We start from the raw sequence: 22,989 nt of genomic DNA on the forward strand, positions 1-22,989 counted from the left end.
GGCGGACACCCTGCTCGACTACGAGACCGAGGCGGCCCACTACGACGAGACCCGCGGCGGCGTGCCCCGGGCGGAGGCGGCGGCCGCGGCCGTGCTGCGCCTGGTGCCGCCTGGCGCCCGCACCCTCCTCGACCTGGCCTGCGGCACCGGGCTCGTCACCGAACGGCTCGCCAGGCCCGGCCTGCGGGTCCTCGGCGCCGACGCCGCCCACGCCATGCTCCTGGCCGCCGGACGGCGCCTCCCCGGCCGGGTCCTGCGCGCCGACGCCCGCCGCCTCCCGTTCCCCGACGCGAGCCTCGACGCGGTCTGCGCGGTGTGGCTGCTCCACCTGGTGCCGTTCACCGGGGAGATCGTCGCCGAGGCGGCGCGGGTGCTCCGCCCCGGCGGCGTCCTCGCCGTCACCGTCGACAAGGACGCCGCCCACGACGTCGGCAGCGACATCGACGCCCTGCTGCGCCCGCACCGCGCGCCCGGCGCCGCCCACGACCGCGCCGGACGCGTCGACGCCCTCGCCGCCGGGCACGGCCTCGCCCCCGCCGGCGCGACCGCCTTCACCGGCCACGGCCAGGGCGCCACCCCGGAAGGCGCCGCCCGCAGGCTCCGCGCCGGCTACTACGCCTCCTGGTTCCACGGAGACCGGGCGGTCACGGACTCCCTGGCGACCGCCCTGGCGGCCCTCCCGGACCAGACCGGCTCCCGCCCTGCCCCGGAGTACCGCCTGGCGGCGTACAGGAAGCCGGGTCGCGCCTAGGGTCTCTCCGGCGGTTCATGGCCGGGGCCGCGACGCCCGGCTCGGCACCTCGCCGCGCCGGACGCGGCGGCCTACCCGACCCTGATCCGCCGGACAGGCCCTGAAGCGCCACCCGGCCCCCGGCCAGCTCCAGCGGTCGGCCGCCGAAGCGCTCGCGGAACTCGTGGTCGTGCGAGACCGCGACGACCGTGCCGGGGAAGGCGGCCACCGCCTCCTCCAGCTCCTCCACCAGCGCGGGCGCCAGGTGGTTCGTGGGCTCGTCCAGGACCAGCAGGTCCGCGGGGCGGGAGACCAGCAGGGCCAGTTCGAGGCGGCGGCGCTGGCCCGCGGAGAGGGCGGCCACGGGGACGGCGAGGTCCTCCTCGCGCAGCAGCCCGAGGGCCAGCAGCTCCGGGGCGTGTTCCTCGGGCGGTCCCGGCCTGCCCTCCGCCCAGACCGCGAGGGCGGTCCGGCGGGTGGGGGAGTGCGGCAGCTCCTGCGCGAGGTAGCCGACCCGGCCGGTGCGGCGCACCACCCCCTCCTCCGGGGCGAGTTCGCCGGCCAGCAGCCGCAACAGGGTCGTCTTCCCGGCCCCGTTGGGCCCGGAGACCAGCACCCGCTCACCCGCCCCGATCCGCACCCCGTCCACGGCGAGCCGCTCGCCGACCCGGACCCCGTCGAGCTCCACCAGCACCTCGGCGAGCGTTCCGTCCCCGGTGAACCACCCGCCGAACCGCAGCGGTTCGGGCGGCGCGGCCACCGGCTCCCGCAGCAGCTCGTCGAGTCGGCGGCGGGCCGTCCGCACCTGCCCGGAGAGCTTGTTCTCGCTGGAGCGGCGGTGCTTGCCGAAGCCCTGGCGCGGATCCCTCCCGGTCACCGCGAGCCGCTGCCCGGCCGCCGCGACCAGCTCCTCCGTACGGGCCACCTCCTCCCGCCACTCCTGGTGCTCCTGCGCCAGGCGGCGCCGCTCGGCCGCCTTCGCCGCCCGGTAGCCGGCCCAGCCGTCGCCGTACCGCAGCACGGTCCGCCGGTCCCGGTCGACCTCCAGGACGGTGGTGGCGAAACCGGTGAGGAAGGACCGGTCGTGGGTGACGACGAGGGCGGTGCCCCGGTGCGCGGCGAGCCGTCCGCGCAGCCAGTCGACGGCGTCGCGGTCGAGGTGGTTCGTCGGCTCGTCGAGCAGCAGCAGCTCGGCGCCGGAGGAGAGCACGCAGGCAAGGGCGAGGCGGGCCTGCTCGCCGCCGGAGAGCCCGGCGAGCCGCCGGCCGGCGGTGACATGGCCCAGGCCGAGGGCCTGGAGGGAGGCGGCGACCTCGGCGTCGGCGCGGTAGCCGCCGCGCTCCTCGAAACGTTCGAGGAGTTCCCCGTACGCGGCGAGCTCCTCGGCGCCCGCCTCCCCGAGCCGCTCCTCGGCGGTCCGCAACTCCGCCTCCAACGAGCGGAGTTCACTCAGGGCGAGGTCGACGACGTCCTGGACGGTGCCGTCGGGCCCGACGGGGTACGTCTCCGGCAGGGTCTGGGCGAGCCGGGCGACGGCCCCGGGGAACCGGACGAGGACCTCGCCCTCGTCGGGAGCCAGACCGCCGTCGAGCAGCCGGAGCAGGGTGGACTTGCCGGAGCCGTTCTCGCCGACGACGACCGCCTTCTCTCCGGGGCGGACGGTGAACGAGACCTGGTCGAGCACACGACGGTCGCCGAAGGCGACGCCGACGTGACGAAGGGTGAGCTGAGCACGCTCGCGCATGGGTGGTCCTCTGGTGGGTTCGTGGAATCAGGGCACACGAAACCGGCCCACGGCCGCGACGGCGGCCGGGCCGGCACCCGGAATCAGAGGAAGAAGTAGTGGTGGTACGCACCCATACGCCGAGGCTAACAGCCGCCCGCGCCCCGCCGCCGCCCCCTTTCCGCCGGGGCGCGTTCCCCCGGGGGTGCGACACGTTTGCCGTACCGGCAACTTTTCTCGCACTTCCGGATGGCTCGGCGCACGCTGATGTCATGAATCGGCATCGCGAGAACCACAGCCACGCCCACACGCACGCGCACGCGTCGTCGCACTCCCACACCCACGACGCCGAGCTCGACTGGGGCCGGCTCGCGCCGCTCCTGGAGGCGCAGGCCGAGGTGGCCGGCGGCGCCTACCGGGAGGCCGCCGCCTGGCTCGGCACCCTCGTCCCCGCGAGCGGCGTCCGCCGGCTCCTGGACGTCGGCAGCGGCCCCGGCGTCATCACCGCCGTGCTCGCGGAGGCCTTCCCGTACGCGGAGGCCGTCGCCGTCGACGGCACCCCGGAGCTCCTGGAGCGGGCCCGCGCCCGCGCCGAGGCACAGGGCCTCGGCGCGCGCGTCAGCACCCTGCGCGCCGAACTCCCGGAGGAGACCGGCAGCCTGGGCGAGGCCGACCTGCTGTGGGCCGGGAACTCCCTGCACCACATCGGCGACCAGCGCGCCGCCCTCGCCGACTTCGCGAAGCTGATCCGCCCGGGCGGCCTGATCGCCCTCGTCGAGGGCGGGCTCGCCCCCCGCCACCTGCCCCGCGACATCGGCATCGGCCGCCCCGGTCTGGAGGCCCGCTTCGACGCCGAGCACGCCGACTGGTTCGCCCGGATGCGCGCCGAGCTGCCCGGCTCGACGCGCGACCCCGACGACTGGCGCGCCCTCTTCGTCTCCGCGGGCCTCACCCCGGCCGGCACCCGCACCTTCCTCGTGGACGTGCCCGCGCCCGTCCCGCAGGTCGTGCGCGAGCTCGCCGTCAGCCACTTCGGGCGGCTCCGCGAGGGCTTCGGCGAGCACCTGGAGGCCGAGGACCGGGCGACCCTCGACCGGCTCCTCGACCCGGCCGACGAGCAGTCCCTGCACCACCGCACGGACCTGTTCCACCTGACGGCGCACACGGTCCACACGGCCCGCAAGGGCTGACCGCCGGGGGCGCTCAGGAGGACACCGGCTCCAGCCGCCACCACTGGAACGGCGAGTCGGTGTCCTCGCCCTGGCGTATGTCGGCGCCCTCGGCCGTCGAACCGTCGGCCACTTCGAGGAGCAGCCCGCTGATGAAGCTCACCAGCGTCACCGTCCCCGGCGACTCGACGTCCTGCTCGATGATCCACTCCTGGGCGCCGAAGTTGTTCGCCCGCCACTGCTGGATGAGCGCGCCCGGCTCCGTGGAGGCGTTCACCACGTCGAGCCGCTTCCCGCTGGCCGCGTTGACCAGGTGGTAGAGCCCGCCGCCGTTCGGCACCGCGGACACCTGCCAGCGCTGCCCCGGCGCGTCCGTCCCGGCGCCCTGCTGCACCTTCGCGCCGCCGCGGCGCGAACCCGCGTACACCTCCAGGACCAGGCCGCTGCCCACGTTCCGCAGCCGGTAGAGGCCGTCCTGGACGGGGGCGGTGCTGCCCCCGTCGACCCTCCCCTCCACCACGGCCTCAGGCGCCCGCGTTGAACTCGGCCGGGTTCGGCCCGAGGCGGCGGCCCTCGTCGAGCGCGGCGATCGCGGCCATGTCCTCCGCGTCCAGCTCGAAGTCGAAGACGTCGATGTTCTCCCGGATCCGGGACGGGGTCACCGACTTCGGGATGACCACGTTGCCCGTCTGGAGGTGCCAGCGGAGCACCGCCTGCGCGGGGGTACGCCCGTGCTTGCGGGCGACGGCGACGATCGCGGGCACGTCGAGCAGGCCGCGGCCCGAGCCCAGCGGCGACCAGGCCTCCGTGGCGATGCCCAGCTCGGCGTGGAGCGCGCGGGATCCGGCCTGCGCCAGCTGGGGGTGCAGCTCGATCTGGTTCACCGCCGGCACCACACCGGTCTCGGCCGTCAGCCGCTCCAGGTGCTCGGGGAGGAAGTTGGAGACGCCGATCGCCTTGGCGCGGCCCTCGCCGAGGATCTTCTCCAGGGCCCGGTAGCTGTCGACGTACGCGTCCTTCGCCGGCGTCGGCCAGTGGATCAGGTACAGGTCGACGTGGTCGAGGCCGAGTCGCTCCAGGGAGTCGTCGAAGGCCCGCAGGGCGGAGTCGTACCCCTGGTCGGCGTTCCACAGCTTGGTGGTGACGAAGAGTTCCTCGCGGGGGATCCCGGAGGCGGCGAGCGCCTTGCCGGTGCCCCGCTCGTTCTCGTAGATCGCCGCCGTGTCGATGGACCGGTAGCCGGCTTCGAGGGCGGTGGCCACCGCCTTCTCCGCCTCGTCGTCCGGGACCTGCCAGACGCCGAAGCCGAGCTGCGGCATCACCACGCCGTTGTTCAGGGTGACCGGGGGGACCTTGCTGTCCGTGCTCACGTGGGAGGGATCCTTACGTCGTCGTGCTCGTGGCTCGTACGCGGGCGGGCGCGCGAACGGCCGCCCTCCTGCGCGGGCGGGCGCGCGAGACACCCGCCCCTCGACCCCAACGATCACGCGCCCGACATCATTCCGGCGACCGCGCCACGGCCGTACGGCCGTGCCGTCAGCCGTACAGCGCGTCGACCTCCGCCGCGTACGCCCGCTCGATCGCCTTCCGCTTCAGCTTCAGCGAGGGGGTGAGCAGCCCGTGCTCCTCGCTGAAGGGCCGGGCGAGGATGCGGAAGGTACGGATCGACTCGGCCTGCGACACCAGCGTGTTGGCGGCCACCACCCCGCGCCGGATCTCCGTCTCCAGGTCCGGGTCGCGGACCAGCTCGGCGGGGGAGAGCGCCGCCCGGCCCTGGATCGCCAGCCAGTGGTCCACCGCCTCCTGGTCCAGGGTGACGAGGGCCGCGATGTACGGCCGGTCGTTGCCGACGACCAGGCACTGGGCGATCAGCGGGTGCGCCCGCACCCGCTCCTCCAGACCGGACGGTGCGACGCTCTTGCCGCCGGAGGTCACCAGGATCTCCTTCTTCCGCCCGGTGATCGTCAGATAGCCCTCGGCGTCCAGCGCGCCCAGGTCGCCGGTGGCGAGCCAGCCGTCGTTCAGGACGGCCGAGGTGGCGGCCGGGTCGTTCAGGTAGCCGGCGAAGACCTGCCCGCCGTGGATCCACACCTCGCTGTCCTCCGCGATGTGCACGGTCGTGCCCGGCACCGGCCGGCCCACCGTGCCGTACCGGACCCGGCCGGGCGGGTTCGCGGTCGCCGCCGCCGTCGTCTCCGTCAGGCCGTACCCCTCGAAGACGGTGACGCCGGCGCCCGCGAAGAACAGCCCCGTCCGCCGGTCCATCGCCGAACCGCCCGACATCGCGTACCGGATCCGCCCGCCGAGCGCCTCGCGGACCCGGCCGTACACCGTCTTGTCGAAGAACTGGTGCTGCATCCGCAGCGCCGCCGACGGCCCCGGGCCGAGGCCGAAGGCCTTCTGCTCCAGCGCCTCCGCGTACTTCTCGGCCACGTCCACGGCCTTGTCGAAGACGCCGGTCCGGCCGTCCGCCTCCGCCTTGCGGCGCGCCGCGTGGAAGATCTTCTCGAAGACGTACGGCACGGCGAGGACGAAGCGCGGCCGGAAGGACACCAGGTCGGGCAGGAGCGCCGAGGCGGTCATCGACGGCTGGTGGCCCAGTTTCACCCCGCCGCGGACGGCCGCCACCTCCACCATCCGCCCGAAGACGTGGGCGAGCGGAAGGAACAGCAGGGTGGACGCCTGGTCGCCGGGGCGCGAGCGGAAGACCGGCTCCCAGCCGGCGAGCAGGGCGTCGGTCTCGGCCATGAAGTGGCCGTGGTGGAGCACACAGCCCTTGGGGCGGCCGGTGGTGCCCGAGGTGTAGATGACCGTCGCCACCGACTCGGGGGTCACCGCCCGCCGGTGCCGGTGCACCACGTCCTCGTCGATGGACGCGCCGGCGGCGGTCAGCTCGGCGACCGCGCCGGGGCCGGCGTCCTCGCCCGGGTCGAGCTGCCACAGGCGCTGGAGCCGCGGCAGCCGGTCCACCACGGACCCGATCGTCATGGCGTGGTCCTCGTGCTCGACCACGACGGCGGTGACCTCGGCGTCGTACAGCATCCAGTGGACCTGCTCGGCGGAGGACGTCGGGTAGACGGGCACGGGCTGGGCGCCGAGCGTCCACAGCGCGAAGTCGAAGAGCGTCCACTCGTAGCGGGTACGGGACATGATCGCGACCCGGTCGCCGAACCGCACCCCGTGCGCGACGAGCCCCTTCGCGAGGGCCAGCACCTCGTCCCGGAAGCGGGCGCAGCTGACGTCCTCCCACTCCCCGTTCGGCGTCCGGCGCCCGAAGGCGATCACGTCGGGGGTGGTGTCGGCGCGGGTGAAGACGGCGTCCGCGAGCCCGCCGTCGAGCGGGGCCGCCTCGACGGGTGGCACGGTGAACTCACGCACGGACCTGCTCCTCCCTCGACGGCTCGGTGGCTGAAAGGGGCCGCTGTATCGGCTGCGGCGCCGTGACCGTACCCCACGGGGAGGGCCTGCGGCAGGACCTTCACCAAGCCGCGACATTCCCCGTTCGTACAGGTCAGGGCAGGTGGGCAGGCAAGTGACCGGCGCAAGCCCCCCGTTGCGTACCGTCCGGTAGGTCCGGTCGTCCCGAAGTCTCCACGGAATCTGTACCGCCTTCGCACGCCACCGTGACCGGCCGGTATCCGACGAAGGCGCCCGGACCCGGCCGGAACGGTCCGCGTCCGTGCGGTCACACGCAGGCAGTGACGCCCGTGCGGCCACACCCAGGCAGTGGCGCCCCGTGCGGTCACACGCAGGCAGTGGCGCCCCGTGCGGTCACACGCAGGCAGTGGCGCCCGTGCGGTCACACCCCGGGCGGCTGCCGTCCGTCGGGTCGCCGGAGCCCGTCGCCGCCCTCCAGGATCGCCTCCGCCAGCGCGTCCGCCGCCTCCTGCGTCGCCCCGCCGCGCCGCCCGTGCCGGAGCACGAAGTCCACCCCGCCCAGCTCCGGCAGCCCCGACCTGGCCGGTACGGGGGCGAGCCCGGGCGGCACCAGGCCGCGCGTGTGGGCCATCACGCCGAGCCCCGCGCGGGCCGCCGCGACATTGGCGCTCAGGCTGGAACTCGTACACGCGATCCGCCACGACCGGCCCTCCGCCTCCAGCGCGGCGAGCGCCCGCGCGCGGGTGATGCCCGGCGGCGGATAGACGATCAGCGGCACCGGCCGCTCCGGGTCGAGCCGCAGCCCCGGCGCGCCGATCCACACCAGGACGTCGCTCCACACCAGGACCCCGCCGTCGGCGTCCGCCCCCGCGCCCCGCTTGGCCAGGACCAGATCGAGCCGGCCCGCCGCGAGCCGCGCCTCCAGCGTCCCCGACAGCTCGACGGTCAGCTCCAGGTCCACCTCGGGGTGCGCGCGCCGGAAGGACTCCAGGATCTCCGGCAGCCGGGTCGCGACGAAGTCCTCCGAGGCCCCGAACCGCAGCCGGCCGCGCAGCCGCGTCCCCGTGAAGAAAGCAGCCGCCTGCTCGTGCGCCCGCAGGATCGTCCGGGCGAACCCGAGCATCGCCTCCCCGTCCCCGGTCAGCTCCACGCTGTGCGTGTCCCGGGTGAACAGCGGCCGCCCCACCGCCTCCTCAAGGCGCCGCACGTGCTGGCTGGCGGTCGACTGCCGCACCCCGAGCCGGCGGGCGGCCCGGGTGAAGGAGAGCGTCTGCGCGACGGCGAGGAAGGTGCGCAGCTGGGTGGGCTCGTACACGCCACGAGGCTATCGCGATCCGTGATGACAGTCAGTGCACTGTACGGGATTCCCGATGGCCGGCCGCGGGACCAGGATGGACCCCGAACCACCGATGGACCCCTAGCCACCCCGCTCCGAATCCGCAGAGTCCCGATGGACCCCGAACCACCCCCTCCGAATCCGCAGAGTCCCGATGGAGCCATGACCACCCGCCGCCGTTCCTTCCCGCCCCCCTGGCTGCCGGTCGACGGCTACCTCCTCGCCCTGCTCGGCACGGTCGGCCTCGCCGTCCTGCTGCCCGCATCCGGGACGGGTGCCACCGTCGCCGGGACGGCCGCCACGGCCGTCGTCGCGGTCCTCTTCTTCCTCTACGGGGCCCGGCTCTCCACCCGCGAGACCCTCGACGGCCTCCGCCACTGGCGGTTCCACCTCACGGTCCTCGGCTGCACCTTCCTCGTCTTCCCGCTGCTCGGCCTCGCCGCGCGCGCCCTCGTGCCCACGGTCCTCACCCCCGAGCTGTACACCGGCTTCCTCTTCCTCTGCCTGGTGCCGTCGACGATCCAGTCCTCGATCGCCTTCACGTCGATGGCCCGGGGCAACGTGACCGCCGCGATCTGCGCGGGCTCCTTCTCCTCGCTCGCCGGGATCGTGCTGACCCCGCTGCTGGCGGCGGCGCTCCTGGGCGGCGGTACGGGGGGCCTGTCGGCCGACTCCGTCCTCCGGATCGCCCTCCAGCTCCTGGCCCCCTTCCTCCTGGGCCGGCTCCTGCGGCCCCGCCTCGCCGGCCTCCTCCACCGCCACAAGCGGCTGCTGGGACACGTGGACCGGGCCTCGATCCTGCTGGTCGTCTACACGGCCTTCAGCCAGGGCGTGGTCGCGGGCATCTGGCACCTGGTGACGCCCGGCCGGCTCGCCCTCCTCCTCGCGGCGGAGGCCGTCCTCCTGGCGGTGATGCTGACGCTGACCTGGTACGGGGCGCGCCGCCTCGGCTTCGACCGGGCCGACCGGATCGCGATCCAGTTCGCGGGCTCCAAGAAGAGCCTGGCCGCGGGGCTGCCCATGGCGAGCGTCCTCTTCGGCCCGCACGCCTCGCTCGCGGTCCTCCCCCTGATGCTCTTCCACCAGCTCCAGCTCATGACCTGCGCCGCCCTGGCCAGGCGCCGGGCCGAGGAGCCGGAGCAGGAGTCGGCACCGGCCGCGCCCGCGAAGGGCGCCGTCACAGCGTGACGCGGTGCGCTCCCGTGTAGATGTTCATGTCCGGGCCGCGCAGGAAGCCCACGAGCGTCAGGCCCGCCTCCGCCGCAAGGTCGACCGCCAGGGACGACGGCGCGGAGACCGCCGCGAGGACCGGGATCCCCGCCATCACGGCCTTCTGGGCGAGCTCGAAGGAGGCCCGCCCGGACACCAGCAGCACCGCCCGGTCCAGCGGCAGCAGGCCCTCCCGGAGCGCCCGCCCGACGAGCTTGTCGACCGCGTTGTGCCGGCCCACGTCCTCCCGGACGTCGAGCAGCTCGCCGTCCTCCGTGAAGAGCGCCGCCGCGTGCAGCCCGCCCGTCGTGTCGAAGACCTTCTGCGCCGCCCGCAGCCGGTCCGGAAGCTCGGACAGGAGCGCGGGGGAGACCCGTACCGGCGGGGTGTCGGCGATCGGGAAGCGGGCCGTCGTCCGTACCGCGTCCAGGCTCGCCTTGCCGCACAGCCCGCACGACGAGGTCGTGTAGACGTTCCGTTCCAGCGTGATGTCGGGGACGACGACCCCGGGCGCGAGCCGCACGTCCACCACGTTGTACGTGTTGGTGCCGTCCTCCTTCGCCCCCGCGCAGTACACGATGGAGCGCACGTCGGAGGCGGAGGCCAGCACGCCCTCGCTCACCAGGAACCCCGCGGCCAGCGCGAAGTCGTCGCCCGGCGTCCGCATGGTGATCGCGAGCGGCTTGCCGTTCAGCCGGATCTCCAGCGGCTCCTCCGCCACCAGCGTGTCCGGCCGTGTACTCACCGCGCCGCCCCGGATCCGTGTGACCCGCCGTCGCTCGGTGACCCGTCCCATCCCGCCCGCCGCCTTCGATTCCTCCGGTGTTCCTGCCCCTGACCGTGCCATTCTGCGCCACCCCCGCCCGACCCGCCGGATCCGGTGCGCCGCCTGACCCCTTGTCACGGTCGGCCAAGCGACCCGGGTGAATCTTGGTGGTTTACGTCACCTGTTACCCATCAGTCGCTGGCGAGACTGGGTGGTTCCTGCCGCTGAACGAACCATCGAGGGGGTCCCGGGATGACGGGCACTCGCATCGCCGCGCTCGGGCACTACCAGCCCGCCAAGGTACTGACCAACCACGACCTGGCCGAGCTGGTCGACACGAGCGACGAGTGGATCCTCAGCAGGGTCGGCATCCGCACGCGGCACGTCGCCGGGCCCGAGGAGCCGGTCGACGAGCTCGCCGCGCACGCCGCGGGCAAGGCGCTGGCCGCCGCGGGTCTCGCCCCCGGCGACATCGACTACGTCATCGTCGCCACCTCCACCGCGATCGACCGCTCGCCCAACACGGCCGCCCGGGTCGCCGCCCGCCTCGGCATGGCCTCGCCCGCCACCCTCGACCTCAACGTGGTCTGCGCCGGCTTCACCCACGCGCTCGCCACCGCCGACCACGCGGTCCGCTCCGGCGCCGCCCGCCGCGCCCTGGTCATCGGCGCCGACAAGATGACCGGCATCACCGACTGGACCGACCGCACCACCTGCGTCCTCACCGGCGACGGCGCGGGCGCCGTGATCGTGGAGGCGACGGAGACCGACACCGGCGCCATCGGCCCGGTCCTGTGGGGCTCCGTCCCCGAGATGGGCAACGCCGTCCGCATCGAGGGCACCCCGCCGCGCTTCGCCCAGGAGGGCCAGAGCGTCTACCGCTGGGCCACCCAGAAGCTCCCGGCCCTCGCCCGCGAGGTCTGCACCCGCTCCGGGATCGCCCCGGAGGACCTCGCCGGCGTCGTCCTCCACCAGGCGAACCTCCGGATCATCGAACCCCTCGCCGCGAAGATCGGCGCCGTCAACGCGGTCGTCGCCCGGGACGTCGTCGACTCCGGCAACACCTCCGCCGCCTCCGTGCCGCTCGCCCTCGCCAAGCTGGTCGAGCGCGGCGAGCTGCCTTCCGGCGCCCCCGTCCTCCTCTTCGGCTTCGGCGGCAACCTCTCCTACGCCGGCCAGGTCGTCCGGCTGCCCTGAACGACCCCGTTCGGCGCAGCGCGGGGCGGAGCCCGGTGGCGGCGCCCCCGGGGCGCGCCTAGCTTCGATCGCGGTGGGGGTGCCCGTGCCCCCGCCGCGAACCGGAGGACCGCATGCGCGCGATACGTACCGCTTCCGCCGCCCTGATCGTCACCGCGGCCCTGGCGCTGTCCGCCGCCCCCACGGCCTCCGCCGACGACGGACCCGGAGCCGGCACCGGGCCGGGTACCGGCGGCGGGAACATCACCTCCTTCGGCTTCTCCGTCACGCCCCGCACCGTCGCCCCCGGCGGCACGGTCACCCTGACCACGGACGGCTGCGAGGTGCCCTCCGTGACGGTCACGTCCGGGATCTTCGACACGGTGACCCTCACCGAGGGCCGCCCCGGCCGCGCGACCGTCGACCTCGACGCCAAGGCCGGCGCCGAGTACGAGATCGCCTTCGACTGCAAGGGCGAGCGCGGCACCACCACCCTGACCGTCGCCCACGGCACCACCCCGCCGTCCCCGACGCCCGCGCCGGTCACCCCGACGCACCCGACGCCCCCGCACAAGGGCGTGAAGGCGGGCTTCGGCGGCTCCGCCGGCTCCGACGCGCTGGGCGCCGCCGAACTGGCCACCGGCGCCGTCCTCATCGCCGCCGCGGCCGGCTCGGCCCTCGTCCTCGCCCGCCGCCGCCCCTGAGACGGCCCCTCCGTCCCGGTGTGACGAGGTCCGGGACGGAGGGGCGACCAGCACGCACCCGAGGAGAGGAGGCCGTGGCCGTGGCCGTGGCCGTGGACAGCGCGTACGGCCGGCGCGGCGCCTGGGGAGTCGTCGCGATCCTCCTCCTCGTCGGCGTCCACCTCGTCCGCGGCGGTACGCATCAGCTCACCGCCCCCGGTCCGCCCCAGCCCCTCGCGGCGGACGCCCCGGCCTCGGCGGCGCCCCCGCCTCCGCTCCGCGCCGGCCTCCCCGCCTCGGCGCCGCTCGCCGTCACGATCCCCGCGATCGGCGTCGACGCCCCCCTCACCCAGGTCGGCGTGGACGCGGACGGCTGGCTGGAGGCCCCGCCCCCGGAGCACCCCGACCGGGCCGGCTGGTACGCGGGCTCGGCCACCCCCGGCGAACCCGGCACCGCCGTCCTCACCGGCCACGTCGACACCCCCGAGGGCCCCGCCGTCTTCCACTCCCTCGGCGCCCTCACCCGGGGCCGCACCGTGGAGGTCCGCCGCGCCGACGGCCGCACGGCCGTCTTCACCGTCCACGCCGTCGAACTCCTCCCGAAGGACGACTTCCCCGCCGACCGCGTCTACGCCTCCACCCGCGCGCCCGAACTCCGCCTGATCACCTGCGGCGGCACCTACACCCGCGCCACCGGCTACACCGCCAACGTCGTCGTCTCCGCCCGCCTCACCGGCCTCCGCCCCTGACCTGACGTATTCCGGACACCGACTGGCCTGGACCAACCCCTCGGAGCCATCGTGTTCCCCGGAGCGGGCGTCGGGGGGCGTCCTGCTCCCGGCCGCCACGGCGGCATCCTCCAGGGGATGGGCGGTCCCCGTGCGCCCGGTCACGACCCGGGGTCCACCGGCGCACGGGACCTCCCCCTCCGCCCACCCCACGACTGACCACGGAAAACGCCGGTGAAAGCCCCCGCGAACCCCTGGTAGAGTTATCCATGTCGCCGCGGGGAACACCCGCGAGAACGACACACACCCTGTCCGGGTGGCGGAATGGCAGACGCGCTAGCTTGAGGTGCTAGTGCCCTTTATCGGGCGTGGGGGTTCAAGTCCCCCCTCGGACACCACACGGAAGCGCCGGTCGATCTCATCGACCGGCGCTTTCCGCATGCCGCGCCTACCCTGAGGAAAACCCCTCGGGGACAGCGGAGGCGTGCCATGAGCGACGCGAACGGTCGCGGTCCCGGACGGCCCTCCCAGGGCGGCGGCCCACCCGTCGGCCCCCCGCCCGGCCCCCTGAGCGGACCGCCCCCCACACCGCCCCGCCGCCGCACCTGGCTGCTCGCCCTGATCGGGGTCCTGGTTCTCGCCGTCGGCGTCACCGGCCTCCTCATCGGCACGGGCGCGTTCGGGGACGACGACGGGGGAGGGGACGGCGGTCCCGCGGTGACCTCGCCGCCCGCGCCGCCCGCGTCCACCGTCCGTGAGACCCCCGAGGCCACCACGGCGGCGCCCGCCCCCGAGGGTCCGCTGCCGTTCGGCCGGACCCACCGGTACGCGGACGGGGTGGAGGTGACGGTCTCCGCCCCGGAACGTTTCGTCCCTTCGGACACCTCGGCCGGCCACCGCGCCGGGTACACCGCCGTCACGGTGCAGGTGACGGTCCGCAACGCCTCGCGGGAACGCCTTGAGCTCGGCATCGTCCAGGTCCGGGGCAGGGACGGCGACGGGCGGGAGGCGGACCGCGTCTTCGACACGGCCCAGGACCTGGGGTTCGGCCACACCGGGACCCTGCTTCCCGGCCGGAAGGCCGTCGCGGCCTACGGCTTCGACGTGCCGCCCGGGACGGGTTCCGTCCTGGAGGTCGAGGTGGGCGTCGGCTTCACCGGCGACTCCGCCTTCTGGGGTGGCGGGCTGCCGTGACGTCATCCCTTCCGCGCCACCACCAGCCGGCAGTTCGGGCTGCCGTCCGGGCGGGTGCCGAAGGCGGGCAGGGGGTGGTGGGTGACGTGGAAGCCGGTTTCCTCCAGGCGGGTGCGGACGTCCGCGAGGCGGAAGGTGCGGTAGTACATGACGAACGGGGGGCGCCACACCGCGTTGCGGAGGCGCATCGCCGTGTCGAAGGCCCAGAGGGTCCAGTAGGCGGGGGAGCCGACGGGGGGCGGGGCCGGGAGGGGGAAGGCGAGGGTGCCGCCGGGGCGGAGGGCGGTGTGGACGCCGGCGAAGAGGGTGCGCTGCTCGTCGGGGAGGAAGTGGCCGAAGGCGCCGAAGCTGACCGCCAGGTCGAAGGCGGCGGTGAAGGGGAGGGCGAGGGCGTCCGCGCGGACCAGGGTCGCGGTCGGGTGCCGGCGGCGGGCCTCGGCCAGCATGTTCGTACTGAAGTCGACGCCCGTGACCCGGCCCGTGCAGACCGAGCGGAGGACGGGGAGGCCGGCGCCGGTGCCGCAGCAGACGTCGAGGCCCGCGTCGAAGGGGCCGAGCTCCTTCAGGGCGCGGGCCACCGCCGTGAGGATGCGGTCCGGGGTGCGGAAGGGCGTCGCCTCGAACTTGGGGGCGAGGAGGTCGTAGCCGTGCTCGACGGAGGAGAGGGCCTGGACGGTCAGTTCGCGGAGGGTCGGGCCCTGCGGGGTGAACATGGTGCCGACTCTATGCGGCGGGCGGCCCGGGACGTCACAGGGCGGTGCGCACCTGGGGGGCCGGCCAGGCGGGGGCGATGCCGGTGAGCTGGCAGGTCAGGAGGTAGAGGGGGATCGGCGGGGTGTAGGGCGAGGTGCCGTCCGGGTGGTGGATGAGGCGCGGTCCGCGGTCGGGGATCTCGGCGCCCCGGGCGTAACAGGAGGGCAGCGGCCAGGCGAGGTCGAGGTCGGAGCCGGCCGGCACCAGCCACCACCACCAGTCGGCGTCGGCGTACACGCAGCCCTTGGCGGGGAGCCGGGAGAGGATCTTGAAGCCGAAGCGGGCGGGGACGCCGACGGCGTCGCAGCCGAGTCCGGTGCTGAGCCCGGTGGGCACGGCGAGGCGGGTGGCGGGGACGGCGGGGCCGAGGCCGGGGCCGTTCTCGGAGGACCGGCGGGCGCGGGGGGTCCGGGGGGAGAGCAGGCCGGCCATCGACTTCAGCACGGTCCCCCCAGGGAGTACGGGAGCTCCGCCCAGACGATCTGCGCCGTGCCGTGGCCGGTGCGCTCGGCGCCCCAGGCCTCGCAGAGCGCGTCGACGATGAGGAGTCCGCGGCCGCGTTCGTCCGCGCCGCAGTCGCGTATCCGCGGTCCCGCGGGGCCGCCCTCGTCGCGTACGGCGATGCGGATGCTGTCGGCGCCCTGGCGGAGTTCGCAGACGATCCGGCTGCTGGCGGTGTGCAGCACCGCGTTGGTGACCAGCTCGGAGACGACCAGGGCGGCCGTGTCGCGTATCTCGGGGCCGCGGCCCCAGAGCAGCAGCCGGTCCTCGGTGAGGTGGCGGGCGCGGCTCACGGACTCGGTGCGGGCGGGCAGCTCGAAGGCGAAGCGGTGAGCGGGATCGTGGCGGGCCTGGGGGCGCTGGGCCATGACTCTGGGGCTCATGAGACCTGAGGGCTGCGCGTTACCAGAAGCCACGACCGGTTCCTCACAACAGTGGGCAGGGCTGCCGTACGTCGCTGTCGCCGGGCCCGAGGGGGGCACCGGCGGCAGTCCGTACTGGTTCACCGGAACACTGTCCTCCTGACTCGGACACTTGGCAAGTGGCACTCTGAAAAATGCAGAGTGCCTTGTTCTCTCTGGCCGAGCTTCGTGGCACACTCGTCGAAACAGCGCGTCGGGGAGGTCTGAGAGTGAGCGAGCCGCGGTCCGCCCCCACGGTGGGACAGGTCGTACTCGGTCGGCGACTGCAGGACCTGCGCGAGCGCGCGGGCCTCAAGCGGGAGGAGGCCGCCAAGGTCCTCCACGTCGCCCCGGCCACCATCCGCCGCATGGAGACGGCCGAGGTCGCGCTGAAGATCCCGTACGTGCAGCTGCTGCTGCGCGCGTACGGCATCGACGGCCCCGAGGCGGAGGCCTTCGTCGCCCTCGCCGAGGAGGCCAACCTGCCCGGCTGGTGGCAGCGGTTCCACGACGTGCTGCCCGGCTGGTTCTCCATGTACGTCAGCCTGGAGGGGGCCGCGAGCCTCATCCGGGCCTACGAACCCCAGTTCGTCCCCGGTCTGCTCCAGACCGAGGAGTACGCCCGCGCCATCCTGCGCAGCGGAGCGGTCGGCGGCGGCGGTGACGCCGCGCGCGAGGAGGACATCGATCGGCATGTAGCCCTGCGGATGGAGCGCCAGTCCCTGCTGACCAGGGAGGACGCCCCGAAGTTCTGGGTGATCATGGACGAGACGGTGTTCCGCCGGCCGGTCGGCGACGGGCCCGAGGTGATGCGCGACCAGCTCGACCGGCTGCTCGAAGCGTCCGAGCTGCCGAACGTCACCCTGCAGATCGCGGAGTTCGCGTCCGGCCACCACCCCGGCACGTACGGTCCCTTCGTCCTCTTCCGCTTCGCCATGCCCGAACTCCCGGACATGGTCTACAGCGAGTACCTGACCGGCGCCGTCTACCTCGACGCGCGCCCCGAGGTGGCGTCCCACCTGGAGGTCATGGACCGCATGGCGGCGCAGGCCGCGACTGCACAACGCACGAAGGAGATCCTCAAGGATCTCCGCAAGGAGCTGTGAATGGATCGCATATACAACGGCATGCCCGCCGCGGAGCTCGGTGCCGAGGGATGGCACAAGCCCTGGAGCGGCGGGAACGGGGGCAACTGCGTGGAGGCCATGAAGCTGGCCGACGGCAGGGTCGCCGTGCGACAGTCCGCAGACCCTGAAGGACCCGCCCTCATCTACACCCACGGGGAGATCGCCGCATTCATCGCGGGGGCCAAATCCGGCCAGGCTGACTTCCTGCTCACCTGACCCTTCCGTCGCGCCCGTACCGTCACGTAACTCTTGTAGCAGCGCCACCCGTTCGTCCCTACGAGGAGAGCCGACGATGCCCCAGGACCCCGCATCCCGCGAGATTCGGATCGACACCAGCAAGCCGCATCCCGCGCGGATGTACGACTGGTTCCTGGGCGGCAAGGACAACTATCCCGTCGACGAGGAGATGGCCCGCCAGCTCCTCACCGTCGACGCCCGCGGCCGTGACATGGCCCGGGTCAACCGCGCCTTCATGCACCGCGCCATCCGCTGGCTCAGCGCCCACGGCGTGCGCCAGTACCTGGACGTCGGCACCGGGATCCCGACCGAGCCCAACCTGCACCAGATCGCGCAGGAGGCCGCGCCGGAGTCCCGGATCGTCTACTGCGACAACGACCCGATCGTGCTCGCGCACGCGGCCGCCCTGCTGCGCTCGACCCCCGAGGGGGCCACCGAGTACATCCAGGCGGACGCCCGCGACCCGGAGACCATCCTCGAAAGGGCCGGAAAGGTCCTTGACTTCGACAAGCCGATCGCGCTGTCGATGCTGGCCCTGCTCCACTTCCTGGGGGACGAGGACGGCGCCCACGACATCGTCGCCAAGCTCGTCGACCAGCTCGCCCCGGGCAGCTACCTGGTCCTCTCCCAGGTCACCGGGGACTTCGACCCCGAGGGCGCGGCGAAGGCCGTCGGCATGTACAAGGCCCGCGGCCTGACCCTGCGGCCCCGCTCCCGCGACGAGCTCGCCGCCTTCTTCGACGGCCTGGAGTTCGTCGAGCCCGGAGTGTCGCTCACCGCCGAGTGGCACCCCGAGCTGGGCGAGCCGGTGCCGGTCCAGGGCGACGACCCGATCCCGGGCTGGGCCGCGGTCGCCCGCAAGCCCTGACCGTCCGTCCGTACGCCGGTACGTCCGCGCGTCTCGACATCCGCACGTCCGCACGTCCGCACGGGTCCGGGGAGTCCCTCTCCGGGCTCGGCGCGCGTTCACGCCCGCAGGTACGCGAGCCCCGGGTGCGCCGCCGTGTAGCCGTCGAGCAGCCGGCGGGCCACGCCCACCGAGTCCACGAGCGGGTGCAGCGCGAAGGCCTTCACGGCGGTCGCCCGCGACCCGCTCTCCGCCGCCGCGAGCACCTCCCGCTCCACCGCCTTCACCGCCGTCACCAGGCCCATGGCGTGGCCAGGGAGCGGGTCCACCGCCACCGGACGGGCGCCGTTCGCGTCCACCAGGCACGGCACCTCGACCACCGCGTCCGCGTCGAGCCCCGGCAGCGTCGTGCCGTTGCGCACGTTCAGGATCAGTGTGGCCCGCTCGCCGCGCGCGACCGCCCGCATCAGTGCGAGCGCCACCTTTTCGTAGCCGCCCGACTCCAGATCCTCCTCCGCCCGGTCCCCGGCCCCGGCCGCCTCCCGGTTGTGCGCCATGTAGGTCGCCTCCCGGTCGGCCAGCGTGCGGTGCCAGGCGTCCAGGGCCCGCACCTCCGGCTTCCCGGCCTCCGCGTAGAAACCGGCCTGCTGCTCCAGGAGATACGCGCCCCGGGTCCTCTCCGCGCCCCGGTAGGACGCGACCGCCTCCCGGTTGAAGTAGTAGTAGTGCAGGTACTCGTTGGGGACCGCGCCGAGCGACCGCAGCCACTCGGTGCCGAAGAGCCGCCCCTCCTCGAAGGAGCCGAGCAGCGCGTCGTCCGCGAGGAGCCGCGGCAGCTCGTCCCGCCCGTCCACCCGCAGCCCGCGCAGCCAGCCCAGGTGGTTGAGGCCCGCGTAGTCGATCCACACCCGGTCCGGGTCCGCGCCGAGGACCCGCGCCACCCGGCGGCCGAGCCCCACGGGGGAGTCGCAGATGCCGACGACCCGGTCGCCCAGGACCCGGGACATCGCCTCCGTCACCAGGCCGGCCGGGTTGGTGAAGTTGATGACCCGGGCGTCCGGGGCGAGCGCGGCGATCCGCCGGGCGATCGCGACCGCGACCGGTACGGTCCGCAGGCCGTACGCGATCCCGCCCGCGCCCACCGTCTCCTGCCCGAGCACCCCCTCGGCCAGCGCCACCCGCTCGTCGGCGGCCCGGCCCTCCAGACCGCCGACCCGGATCGCGGAGAAGACGAAGTCGGCCCCGCGCAGCGCCTCGTCGAGGTCGGTGGTGGCCGTGACGAGGGGCGCGTCCGGCACCCCCTCGGCCTGCTCGGCGAGGACCCGCGCGACGGCCGTCAGCCGCGCCCCGTCGAGATCGTGCAGGGTGACGTGGGTGATCCGCCCCTCGGCGTGGTCGCCGAGCAGCGCGCCGTACACCAGCGGCACCCGGAAACCGCCGCCCCCGAGAATCGTCAGTCGCATGGGCCGTACGCTACTCGGCCGCCCCCGCGGGGCCGCCCCGCTCCTGGGGGAGAATGACCGCATGTCCCGACGCAAGACCGGCCCCCGCCGTACGCCCGCGCCCGCCCCGGCCGTCACCGCCGACACTCCCTGCCCCTGCGGTCTGCCGGCCGCGTACGGCTCCTGCTGCGGCCGCTTCCACGCCGGTACGGGAGCCACCGCGCCGACCGCCGAACTCCTGATGCGCTCCCGCTACAGCGCCTTCGTCGTCGGCGACCCGGCCTATCTGCTGCGCACCTGGGCCCCGGAGACCCGCCCGGCGACGCTCGACCTCGACCCCGGCATGCGCTGGACGGGCCTGGAGATCCTCGCCACCACCGACGGCACCGCCTTCCACCAGCGGGGCACCGTCACCTTCACCGCCCGCTACGTCCACGCCGGCGAGCCCGGCGCCCTCACCGAGCACAGCCGCTTCACCCGCCACGACGGTGCCTGGGTCTACGTGGACGGCGACTTCCCGGAAGCCTGACCGGCCCGGCGCCGCTACCAGACGAGGACGCCGCCGCCGACGTAGTCGGGGGCGTAGCCGCCCTGTTCCGCGAGGGCGGCCAGGTGCGGCCGGACCGCCTCGCACTCGGCGAGGAAGTCGTCGACCTCCTCCGGCTGGATGTGCAGGTCGCAGCCGTCGAGCCGCGGGAAGAACCGCGTGCCGAGGGCGCGCATCCCGGGGGAGCCCCACAGCCCGGCGCGGGTGCTCTCGACGCCTGCGAGGTCCCCGCCGCCCGGCGGGGACTCCAGGATCTCCCGGCGCCCGGCGGCGTCGATGACGGCCCCCTGGGCCGCTACCGGGAGGCGAGTGCCGCACGGTCGGCCGGGCGGTCGGTCGGGATGCCGGTGGAGAGGTCCTCCGCGACGGCCTTCTTGGCGATGGCGTCGACGGCGGCGCGGAGTTCGGGCCCGCTGGGCCGGCCGCGTTCGCTCTCCAGGCGGGCCGAGAGCCAGTCGCCCCAGGCGTGGGTGATGACCTCGGCCTCGCGGGCGCCGGCCGGGGTGTGCGAGAGGAGGTTGCCGTCCCGGGTGAGGAAGCCCTCGTCGACCATCCGGTCGAAGGTGGGGAGGATGACCTCCGGCGGCAGGCGGCGGCTCGCCGCGATCAGGCCGAGGCTGGCGTGCCCGACCGTCCGCGTGTGCAGCTCCACCTGCATCACCGCCCAGGCGCCGGCCGTGTCGAGGCGGGTGTCGGAGCCGGCGACGATCCGGCGGGCGGTGTCCATGTCCACCCGGCGCAGCAGCCGTCCCACGGAGAGTTCGAGGAGCTTCGCCGAGTCGCCGCTGGCGGTGGGGGAGGCGAAGCCCTCGCCCATGTCGGGGGCGGCCTCCCGGGCCGAGTCCCGCAGTGTGACCTGCTTGAGGAAGAGGGCGACGACGAAGCCGACGACGGCGACCGGCACCGTCCACAGGAAGACCGTGTGCAGGGTGTCGGCGTAGGCCTGGACGATGGGCTCGGCGACCCCCTCGGGCAGTCCGTGCAGCCCCTGCGGGCTCTGCGCGGCCCCCGGCACCGACGCCGGGTCGAGCCCCGCCTGCCCGGCGAGCGCGGACGCCTCGGCGACCCCGTCGGTGAGGTGGGGCTTGAGGGCGTTGGTGTAGATCGTGCCGAAGACGGCGGTGCCGAAGGAACTGCCCAGGGTGCGGAAGAAGGTGACGCCGGAGGTGGCGGTGCCGAGGTCGGCGTAGTCGACGGTGTTCTGCACGGCGATCGTCAGGACCTGCATGCACAGGCCGATGCCGACGCCGAGCACGAACATGTACAGCGACTCCAGCCAGGCGCCGGTGTGCTGGTCCATCAGGGAGAGAAGGAAGAGCCCGAAGCCCATGACCGCGCAGCCGATGATGGGGAAGGTCCGGTAGTGCCCGGTCTTGCTGACCACGTTGCCGCTGTAGATCGAGGCGATCAGCAGGCCGACGACCATCGGCAGGGTCCGGATGCCGGAGACGGTCGCCGAATCCCCGTCCACGTACTGGAGATACGTCGGAAGGAAGGTCATCGCGCCGAGCATCGCGAAGCCCACGACGAAGCTCAGCACCGAGCAGACGGTGAAGACCGGATTGCGGAACAGCCGCATGGGCAGCATGGGTTCGGCGGCCCGCATCTCCGCCCGGCAGAACAGGGCGAGGGCGATCAGGCCGCCTGCGAAGAGCCCGATGATGACGCCGGAGCCCCACGCGTACTCGTTCCCACCCCAACTGGTCGCCAGGATCAGGGCGCTGGAGCCGATCGCGACCAGCGCGATGCCCAGGTAGTCGATGACCGGCCGGCTCGCCGAGCGTACGGAGGGGATGGTCCGGGCGGCGGCGATGACGACGAGGATCGCGATCGGGACGTTGACGTAGAAGGCCCAGCGCCAGCTCGCGTGGTCGGTGAACACGCCGCCGAGCAGCGGTCCGATGACCGTGGAGACGCCGAACACGGCGCCGATCGCGCCCTGGTACTTGCCGCGTTCGCGCAGCGGGATCACATCGGCGATCAGCGCCATCGAGGTGACCATGAGACCGCCGGCGCCGATGCCCTGGAGACCGCGCCAGACGATCAGCAGCGTCATGTTGGTGGCGAGGCCGCAGAGGAAGGAGCCGGTGATGAAGACGACCGCGGAGATCTGGAAGATCAGCTTGCGGCCGAAGAGGTCGCCGAACTTGCCGACCAGCACGGTCGCCACGGTCTCCGCGAGGAGATAGGAGGTGACGACCCACGACATGTGGGCGGCGCCCCCGAGGTCCGCGACGATCGTGGGCAGGGCGGTGCCCACGATGGTCTGGTCGAGCGCCGCGAGCAGTACGCCGAGCATGATCGTGCCGAAGACGATGTTGCGGCGGCGGCCGTCGAGCACGGGCGGTGCGGGCGCGGCCGGGGCGGCGGGTGCGGCGTCGCTGGTCGTGGTCACCTTCGCAGCGTCACACCACGCCGCCGCCGCTGCCCGTGGGATGCGCCCGAACGGGCGACGCCCTCGGACGAACCCTAGGGCCGTACCGGCAGCGTCGGGTGGTGCTTGGCCAGGATCTTGTTGGCGCGGGCGAGCGCGGCGAGGGCGTGCTCGCGGTCGGCCAGGTCCTCCGCGCAGAGCGGGCCGCGGAAGCGGTAGACCTCGCGCGCCGCGCAGTCCGCCTCGATCTCCGCCTGGAGGACGTGCGCGGGCAGACAGGCGCCGATGAGAGCGGCCACGCGGTCGGGGATCGGGACGGGGACCAGGGGGGAGGGCGAGGCGATCACGGATCAGTCCTAGCGGTTCGTGGGGGCGGACGGGAAGGGCTCTCACCTCCATACGTACCGGACGGCGGAAGCGGTTCCGGTACGGCTCCGGTGGCGGGGTGCGCCCGGGGCGCCCGACCCGCGCGGGGTGCGCGGGCGCACCCGTCCCGGACCGGGTGGCCCCGGTGACCGCCCGCCCCGGCGTTCCCGCAGGTACGGGGCGCGTCGGGGGCGCCGCATTGCGTACGGACCCTGCGTATCGCGGGCGCGGAGGGGCGGCGCGGGGGCGGGGCGCGGCGTGCGCAAGCCCCGTGACGGCACTGTCGATGTGAAGGAAATCAC

24 protein-coding genes and 1 tRNA gene are annotated in these 22,989 nt (G+C 74.2%); 12 read left to right on the plus strand and 13 right to left on the minus strand.

Annotated elements, in window-relative coordinates; all coding sequences use genetic code 11:
* Positions 1–10: 10 nt before the first annotated feature.
* Entirely contained in the window at positions 11–751 is a 741-nt protein-coding gene (locus HHL19_RS15355) for a class I SAM-dependent methyltransferase (protein ID WP_169090090.1), read from the plus strand.
* Here HHL19_RS15355 and HHL19_RS15360 read toward each other — a convergent pair.
* Complete coding sequence (locus tag HHL19_RS15360; RefSeq protein ID WP_169089766.1) at positions 645–2,474, minus strand: ABC-F family ATP-binding cassette domain-containing protein; 1,830 nt, start codon at positions 2,472–2,474, stop codon at positions 645–647. The two genes, HHL19_RS15355 and HHL19_RS15360, sit on opposite strands and share 107 nt — an antisense overlap.
* A 251-nt stretch (positions 2,475–2,725) precedes the next feature.
* On the opposite strand from HHL19_RS15360, the gene HHL19_RS15365 reads away from it, so the two are divergent.
* A complete protein-coding gene (locus tag HHL19_RS15365) occupies positions 2,726–3,643 on the plus strand; it encodes a class I SAM-dependent methyltransferase (protein WP_169089767.1) in 918 nt (305 codons plus the stop codon).
* Between the two features lie 13 nt (positions 3,644–3,656).
* Here HHL19_RS15365 and HHL19_RS15370 read toward each other — a convergent pair whose 3' ends face one another.
* The 4 genes from HHL19_RS15370 to HHL19_RS15385 all read right to left on the minus strand — a co-directional run bounded on the left by HHL19_RS15370 (position 3,657) and on the right by HHL19_RS15385 (position 8,315).
* On the minus strand, positions 3,657–4,142 hold the full coding sequence (locus HHL19_RS15370; RefSeq protein WP_346768351.1) for an RICIN domain-containing protein: 486 nt from the start codon (positions 4,140–4,142) through the stop codon (positions 3,657–3,659).
* A gap of 4 nt (positions 4,143–4,146) precedes the next feature.
* On the minus strand, positions 4,147–4,941 hold the full coding sequence (locus HHL19_RS15375) for an aldo/keto reductase (RefSeq protein WP_169090094.1): 795 nt from the start codon (positions 4,939–4,941) through the stop codon (positions 4,147–4,149).
* 217 nt (positions 4,942–5,158) lie between these two features.
* The gene (locus HHL19_RS15380; RefSeq protein ID WP_346768352.1) at positions 5,159–7,000 is read right to left on the minus strand and encodes a long-chain fatty acid--CoA ligase; all 1,842 of its coding nucleotides are present in this window, start codon (positions 6,998–7,000) and stop codon (positions 5,159–5,161) included.
* A gap of 421 nt (positions 7,001–7,421) precedes the next feature.
* Positions 7,422–8,315, minus strand: coding sequence for a LysR substrate-binding domain-containing protein (locus HHL19_RS15385; protein WP_169089770.1), 894 nt, complete (start codon positions 8,313–8,315; stop codon positions 7,422–7,424).
* A gap of 183 nt (positions 8,316–8,498) precedes the next feature.
* Between HHL19_RS15385 and HHL19_RS15390 the strand changes: the two genes are divergently transcribed.
* Entirely contained in the window at positions 8,499–9,524 is a 1,026-nt protein-coding gene (locus tag HHL19_RS15390; RefSeq protein ID WP_169089772.1) for a bile acid:sodium symporter family protein, read from the plus strand.
* Here the strand turns inward: HHL19_RS15390 and fdhD are convergent.
* On the minus strand, positions 9,514–10,341 hold the full coding sequence (fdhD, locus tag HHL19_RS15395; protein ID WP_169089774.1) for a formate dehydrogenase accessory sulfurtransferase FdhD: 828 nt from the start codon (positions 10,339–10,341) through the stop codon (positions 9,514–9,516). The genes HHL19_RS15390 and fdhD overlap by 11 nt on opposite strands.
* Positions 10,342–10,563: 222 nt before the next feature.
* Between fdhD and HHL19_RS15400 the strand changes: the two genes are divergently transcribed.
* The 5 genes from HHL19_RS15400 (at position 10,564) to HHL19_RS15420 (ending at position 14,092) form a co-directional block, all read left to right on the plus strand.
* The gene (locus HHL19_RS15400) at positions 10,564–11,508 is read left to right on the plus strand and encodes a beta-ketoacyl-ACP synthase III (protein ID WP_169089776.1); all 945 of its coding nucleotides are present in this window, start codon (positions 10,564–10,566) and stop codon (positions 11,506–11,508) included.
* Between the two features lie 113 nt (positions 11,509–11,621).
* Entirely contained in the window at positions 11,622–12,191 is a 570-nt protein-coding gene (locus tag HHL19_RS15405) for a hypothetical protein (protein ID WP_169089778.1), read from the plus strand.
* 74 nt (positions 12,192–12,265) lie between these two features.
* Positions 12,266–12,919, plus strand: a complete 654-nt coding sequence (locus HHL19_RS15410; protein ID WP_169089780.1) for a class F sortase — start codon at positions 12,266–12,268, stop codon at positions 12,917–12,919.
* Between the two features lie 289 nt (positions 12,920–13,208).
* Positions 13,209–13,296 (plus strand) — tRNA-Leu (locus HHL19_RS15415).
* Positions 13,297–13,387: 91 nt separating this feature from the next.
* The gene (locus tag HHL19_RS15420; RefSeq protein ID WP_169089782.1) at positions 13,388–14,092 is read left to right on the plus strand and encodes a DUF4352 domain-containing protein; all 705 of its coding nucleotides are present in this window, start codon (positions 13,388–13,390) and stop codon (positions 14,090–14,092) included.
* Between the two features lie 2 nt (positions 14,093–14,094).
* On the opposite strand, the gene HHL19_RS15425 is transcribed toward HHL19_RS15420, so the two are convergent.
* From HHL19_RS15425 to HHL19_RS15435, 3 genes are read right to left on the minus strand one after another with little or no spacing between them, the layout of a single operon-like run.
* Complete coding sequence (locus tag HHL19_RS15425; protein ID WP_169089784.1) at positions 14,095–14,805, minus strand: class I SAM-dependent methyltransferase; 711 nt, start codon at positions 14,803–14,805, stop codon at positions 14,095–14,097.
* A gap of 34 nt (positions 14,806–14,839) precedes the next feature.
* Positions 14,840–15,289, minus strand: coding sequence for a hypothetical protein (locus HHL19_RS15430; RefSeq protein WP_346768353.1), 450 nt, complete (start codon positions 15,287–15,289; stop codon positions 14,840–14,842).
* Positions 15,283–15,714 (minus strand): ATP-binding protein, encoded by a 432-nt coding sequence (locus HHL19_RS15435; RefSeq protein WP_169090096.1) that lies wholly within the window; start codon positions 15,712–15,714, stop codon positions 15,283–15,285. Before HHL19_RS15435 ends, HHL19_RS15430 begins: the two co-directional genes overlap by 7 nt.
* Before the next feature lie 263 nt (positions 15,715–15,977).
* Between HHL19_RS15435 and HHL19_RS15440 the strand changes: the two genes are divergently transcribed.
* The 3 genes from HHL19_RS15440 to HHL19_RS15450 all read left to right on the plus strand — a co-directional run bounded on the left by HHL19_RS15440 (position 15,978) and on the right by HHL19_RS15450 (position 17,979).
* A complete protein-coding gene (locus HHL19_RS15440) occupies positions 15,978–16,853 on the plus strand; it encodes a Scr1 family TA system antitoxin-like transcriptional regulator (RefSeq protein ID WP_169089786.1) in 876 nt (291 codons plus the stop codon).
* Complete coding sequence (locus tag HHL19_RS15445; protein WP_030495614.1) at positions 16,854–17,090, plus strand: DUF397 domain-containing protein; 237 nt, start codon at positions 16,854–16,856, stop codon at positions 17,088–17,090. It begins immediately after the preceding gene.
* Between the two features lie 76 nt (positions 17,091–17,166).
* The gene (locus HHL19_RS15450) at positions 17,167–17,979 is read left to right on the plus strand and encodes an SAM-dependent methyltransferase (protein ID WP_169089788.1); all 813 of its coding nucleotides are present in this window, start codon (positions 17,167–17,169) and stop codon (positions 17,977–17,979) included.
* Between the two features lie 98 nt (positions 17,980–18,077).
* Here the strand turns inward: HHL19_RS15450 and HHL19_RS15455 are convergent, their stop codons facing one another.
* Positions 18,078–19,421 carry a 6-phospho-beta-glucosidase gene (locus HHL19_RS15455; RefSeq protein ID WP_169089790.1) on the minus strand — a complete coding sequence of 448 codons (1,344 nt, stop codon included), beginning with the start codon at positions 19,419–19,421 and terminating at the stop codon, positions 18,078–18,080.
* A 61-nt stretch (positions 19,422–19,482) separates the two neighbouring features.
* On the opposite strand from HHL19_RS15455, the gene HHL19_RS15460 reads away from it, so the two are divergent.
* A complete protein-coding gene (locus HHL19_RS15460) occupies positions 19,483–19,929 on the plus strand; it encodes a YchJ family metal-binding protein (protein WP_206325000.1) in 447 nt (148 codons plus the stop codon).
* 14 nt (positions 19,930–19,943) lie between these two features.
* On the opposite strand, the gene HHL19_RS15465 is transcribed toward HHL19_RS15460, so the two are convergent.
* From HHL19_RS15465 to HHL19_RS15475, 3 genes are all read right to left on the minus strand, one after another.
* Positions 19,944–20,123: a hypothetical protein gene (locus tag HHL19_RS15465; protein ID WP_169089791.1), complete on the minus strand. Its 180-nt coding sequence runs from the start codon at positions 20,121–20,123 to the stop codon at positions 19,944–19,946.
* Between the two features lie 119 nt (positions 20,124–20,242).
* Positions 20,243–22,342: an MDR family MFS transporter gene (locus HHL19_RS15470; protein ID WP_346768354.1), complete on the minus strand. Its 2,100-nt coding sequence runs from the start codon at positions 22,340–22,342 to the stop codon at positions 20,243–20,245.
* Between the two features lie 74 nt (positions 22,343–22,416).
* Complete coding sequence (locus tag HHL19_RS15475) at positions 22,417–22,665, minus strand: hypothetical protein (protein ID WP_346768364.1); 249 nt, start codon at positions 22,663–22,665, stop codon at positions 22,417–22,419.
* Between the last annotated feature and the right edge of the window lie 324 nt (positions 22,666–22,989).

The organism is Streptomyces sp. R302, assembly GCF_012927245.1.
Taxonomy (GTDB): domain Bacteria; phylum Actinomycetota; class Actinomycetes; order Streptomycetales; family Streptomycetaceae; genus Streptomyces.

Excerpts from the sequence above, each read along its gene's own strand:
- HHL19_RS15400 (WP_169089776.1), top strand. The coding sequence starts at position 10,564 with ATGACGGGCACTCGCATCGCCGCGCTCGGGCACTACCAGCCCGCCAAG.
- HHL19_RS15405 (WP_169089778.1), top strand. The coding sequence starts at position 11,622 with ATGCGCGCGATACGTACCGCTTCCGCCGCCCTGATCGTCACCGCGGCC.
- HHL19_RS15455 (WP_169089790.1), bottom strand. The coding sequence starts at position 19,421 with ATGCGACTGACGATTCTCGGGGGCGGCGGTTTCCGGGTGCCGCTGGTG.
- HHL19_RS15445 (WP_030495614.1), top strand. The coding sequence starts at position 16,854 with ATGGATCGCATATACAACGGCATGCCCGCCGCGGAGCTCGGTGCCGAG.
- fdhD (WP_169089774.1), bottom strand. The coding sequence starts at position 10,341 with ATGGGACGGGTCACCGAGCGACGGCGGGTCACACGGATCCGGGGCGGC.
- HHL19_RS15390 (WP_169089772.1), top strand. The coding sequence starts at position 8,499 with ATGACCACCCGCCGCCGTTCCTTCCCGCCCCCCTGGCTGCCGGTCGAC.
- HHL19_RS15435 (WP_169090096.1), bottom strand. The coding sequence starts at position 15,714 with ATGGCCCAGCGCCCCCAGGCCCGCCACGATCCCGCTCACCGCTTCGCC.
- HHL19_RS15465 (WP_169089791.1), bottom strand. The coding sequence starts at position 20,123 with ATGCGCGCCCTCGGCACGCGGTTCTTCCCGCGGCTCGACGGCTGCGAC.
- HHL19_RS15360 (WP_169089766.1), bottom strand. The coding sequence starts at position 2,474 with ATGCGCGAGCGTGCTCAGCTCACCCTTCGTCACGTCGGCGTCGCCTTC.
- HHL19_RS15365 (WP_169089767.1), top strand. The coding sequence starts at position 2,726 with ATGAATCGGCATCGCGAGAACCACAGCCACGCCCACACGCACGCGCAC.
- HHL19_RS15460 (WP_206325000.1), top strand. The coding sequence starts at position 19,483 with ATGTCCCGACGCAAGACCGGCCCCCGCCGTACGCCCGCGCCCGCCCCG.
- HHL19_RS15420 (WP_169089782.1), top strand. The coding sequence starts at position 13,388 with ATGAGCGACGCGAACGGTCGCGGTCCCGGACGGCCCTCCCAGGGCGGC.
- HHL19_RS15375 (WP_169090094.1), bottom strand. The coding sequence starts at position 4,941 with ATGCCGCAGCTCGGCTTCGGCGTCTGGCAGGTCCCGGACGACGAGGCG.
- HHL19_RS15425 (WP_169089784.1), bottom strand. The coding sequence starts at position 14,805 with ATGTTCACCCCGCAGGGCCCGACCCTCCGCGAACTGACCGTCCAGGCC.
- HHL19_RS15450 (WP_169089788.1), top strand. The coding sequence starts at position 17,167 with ATGCCCCAGGACCCCGCATCCCGCGAGATTCGGATCGACACCAGCAAG.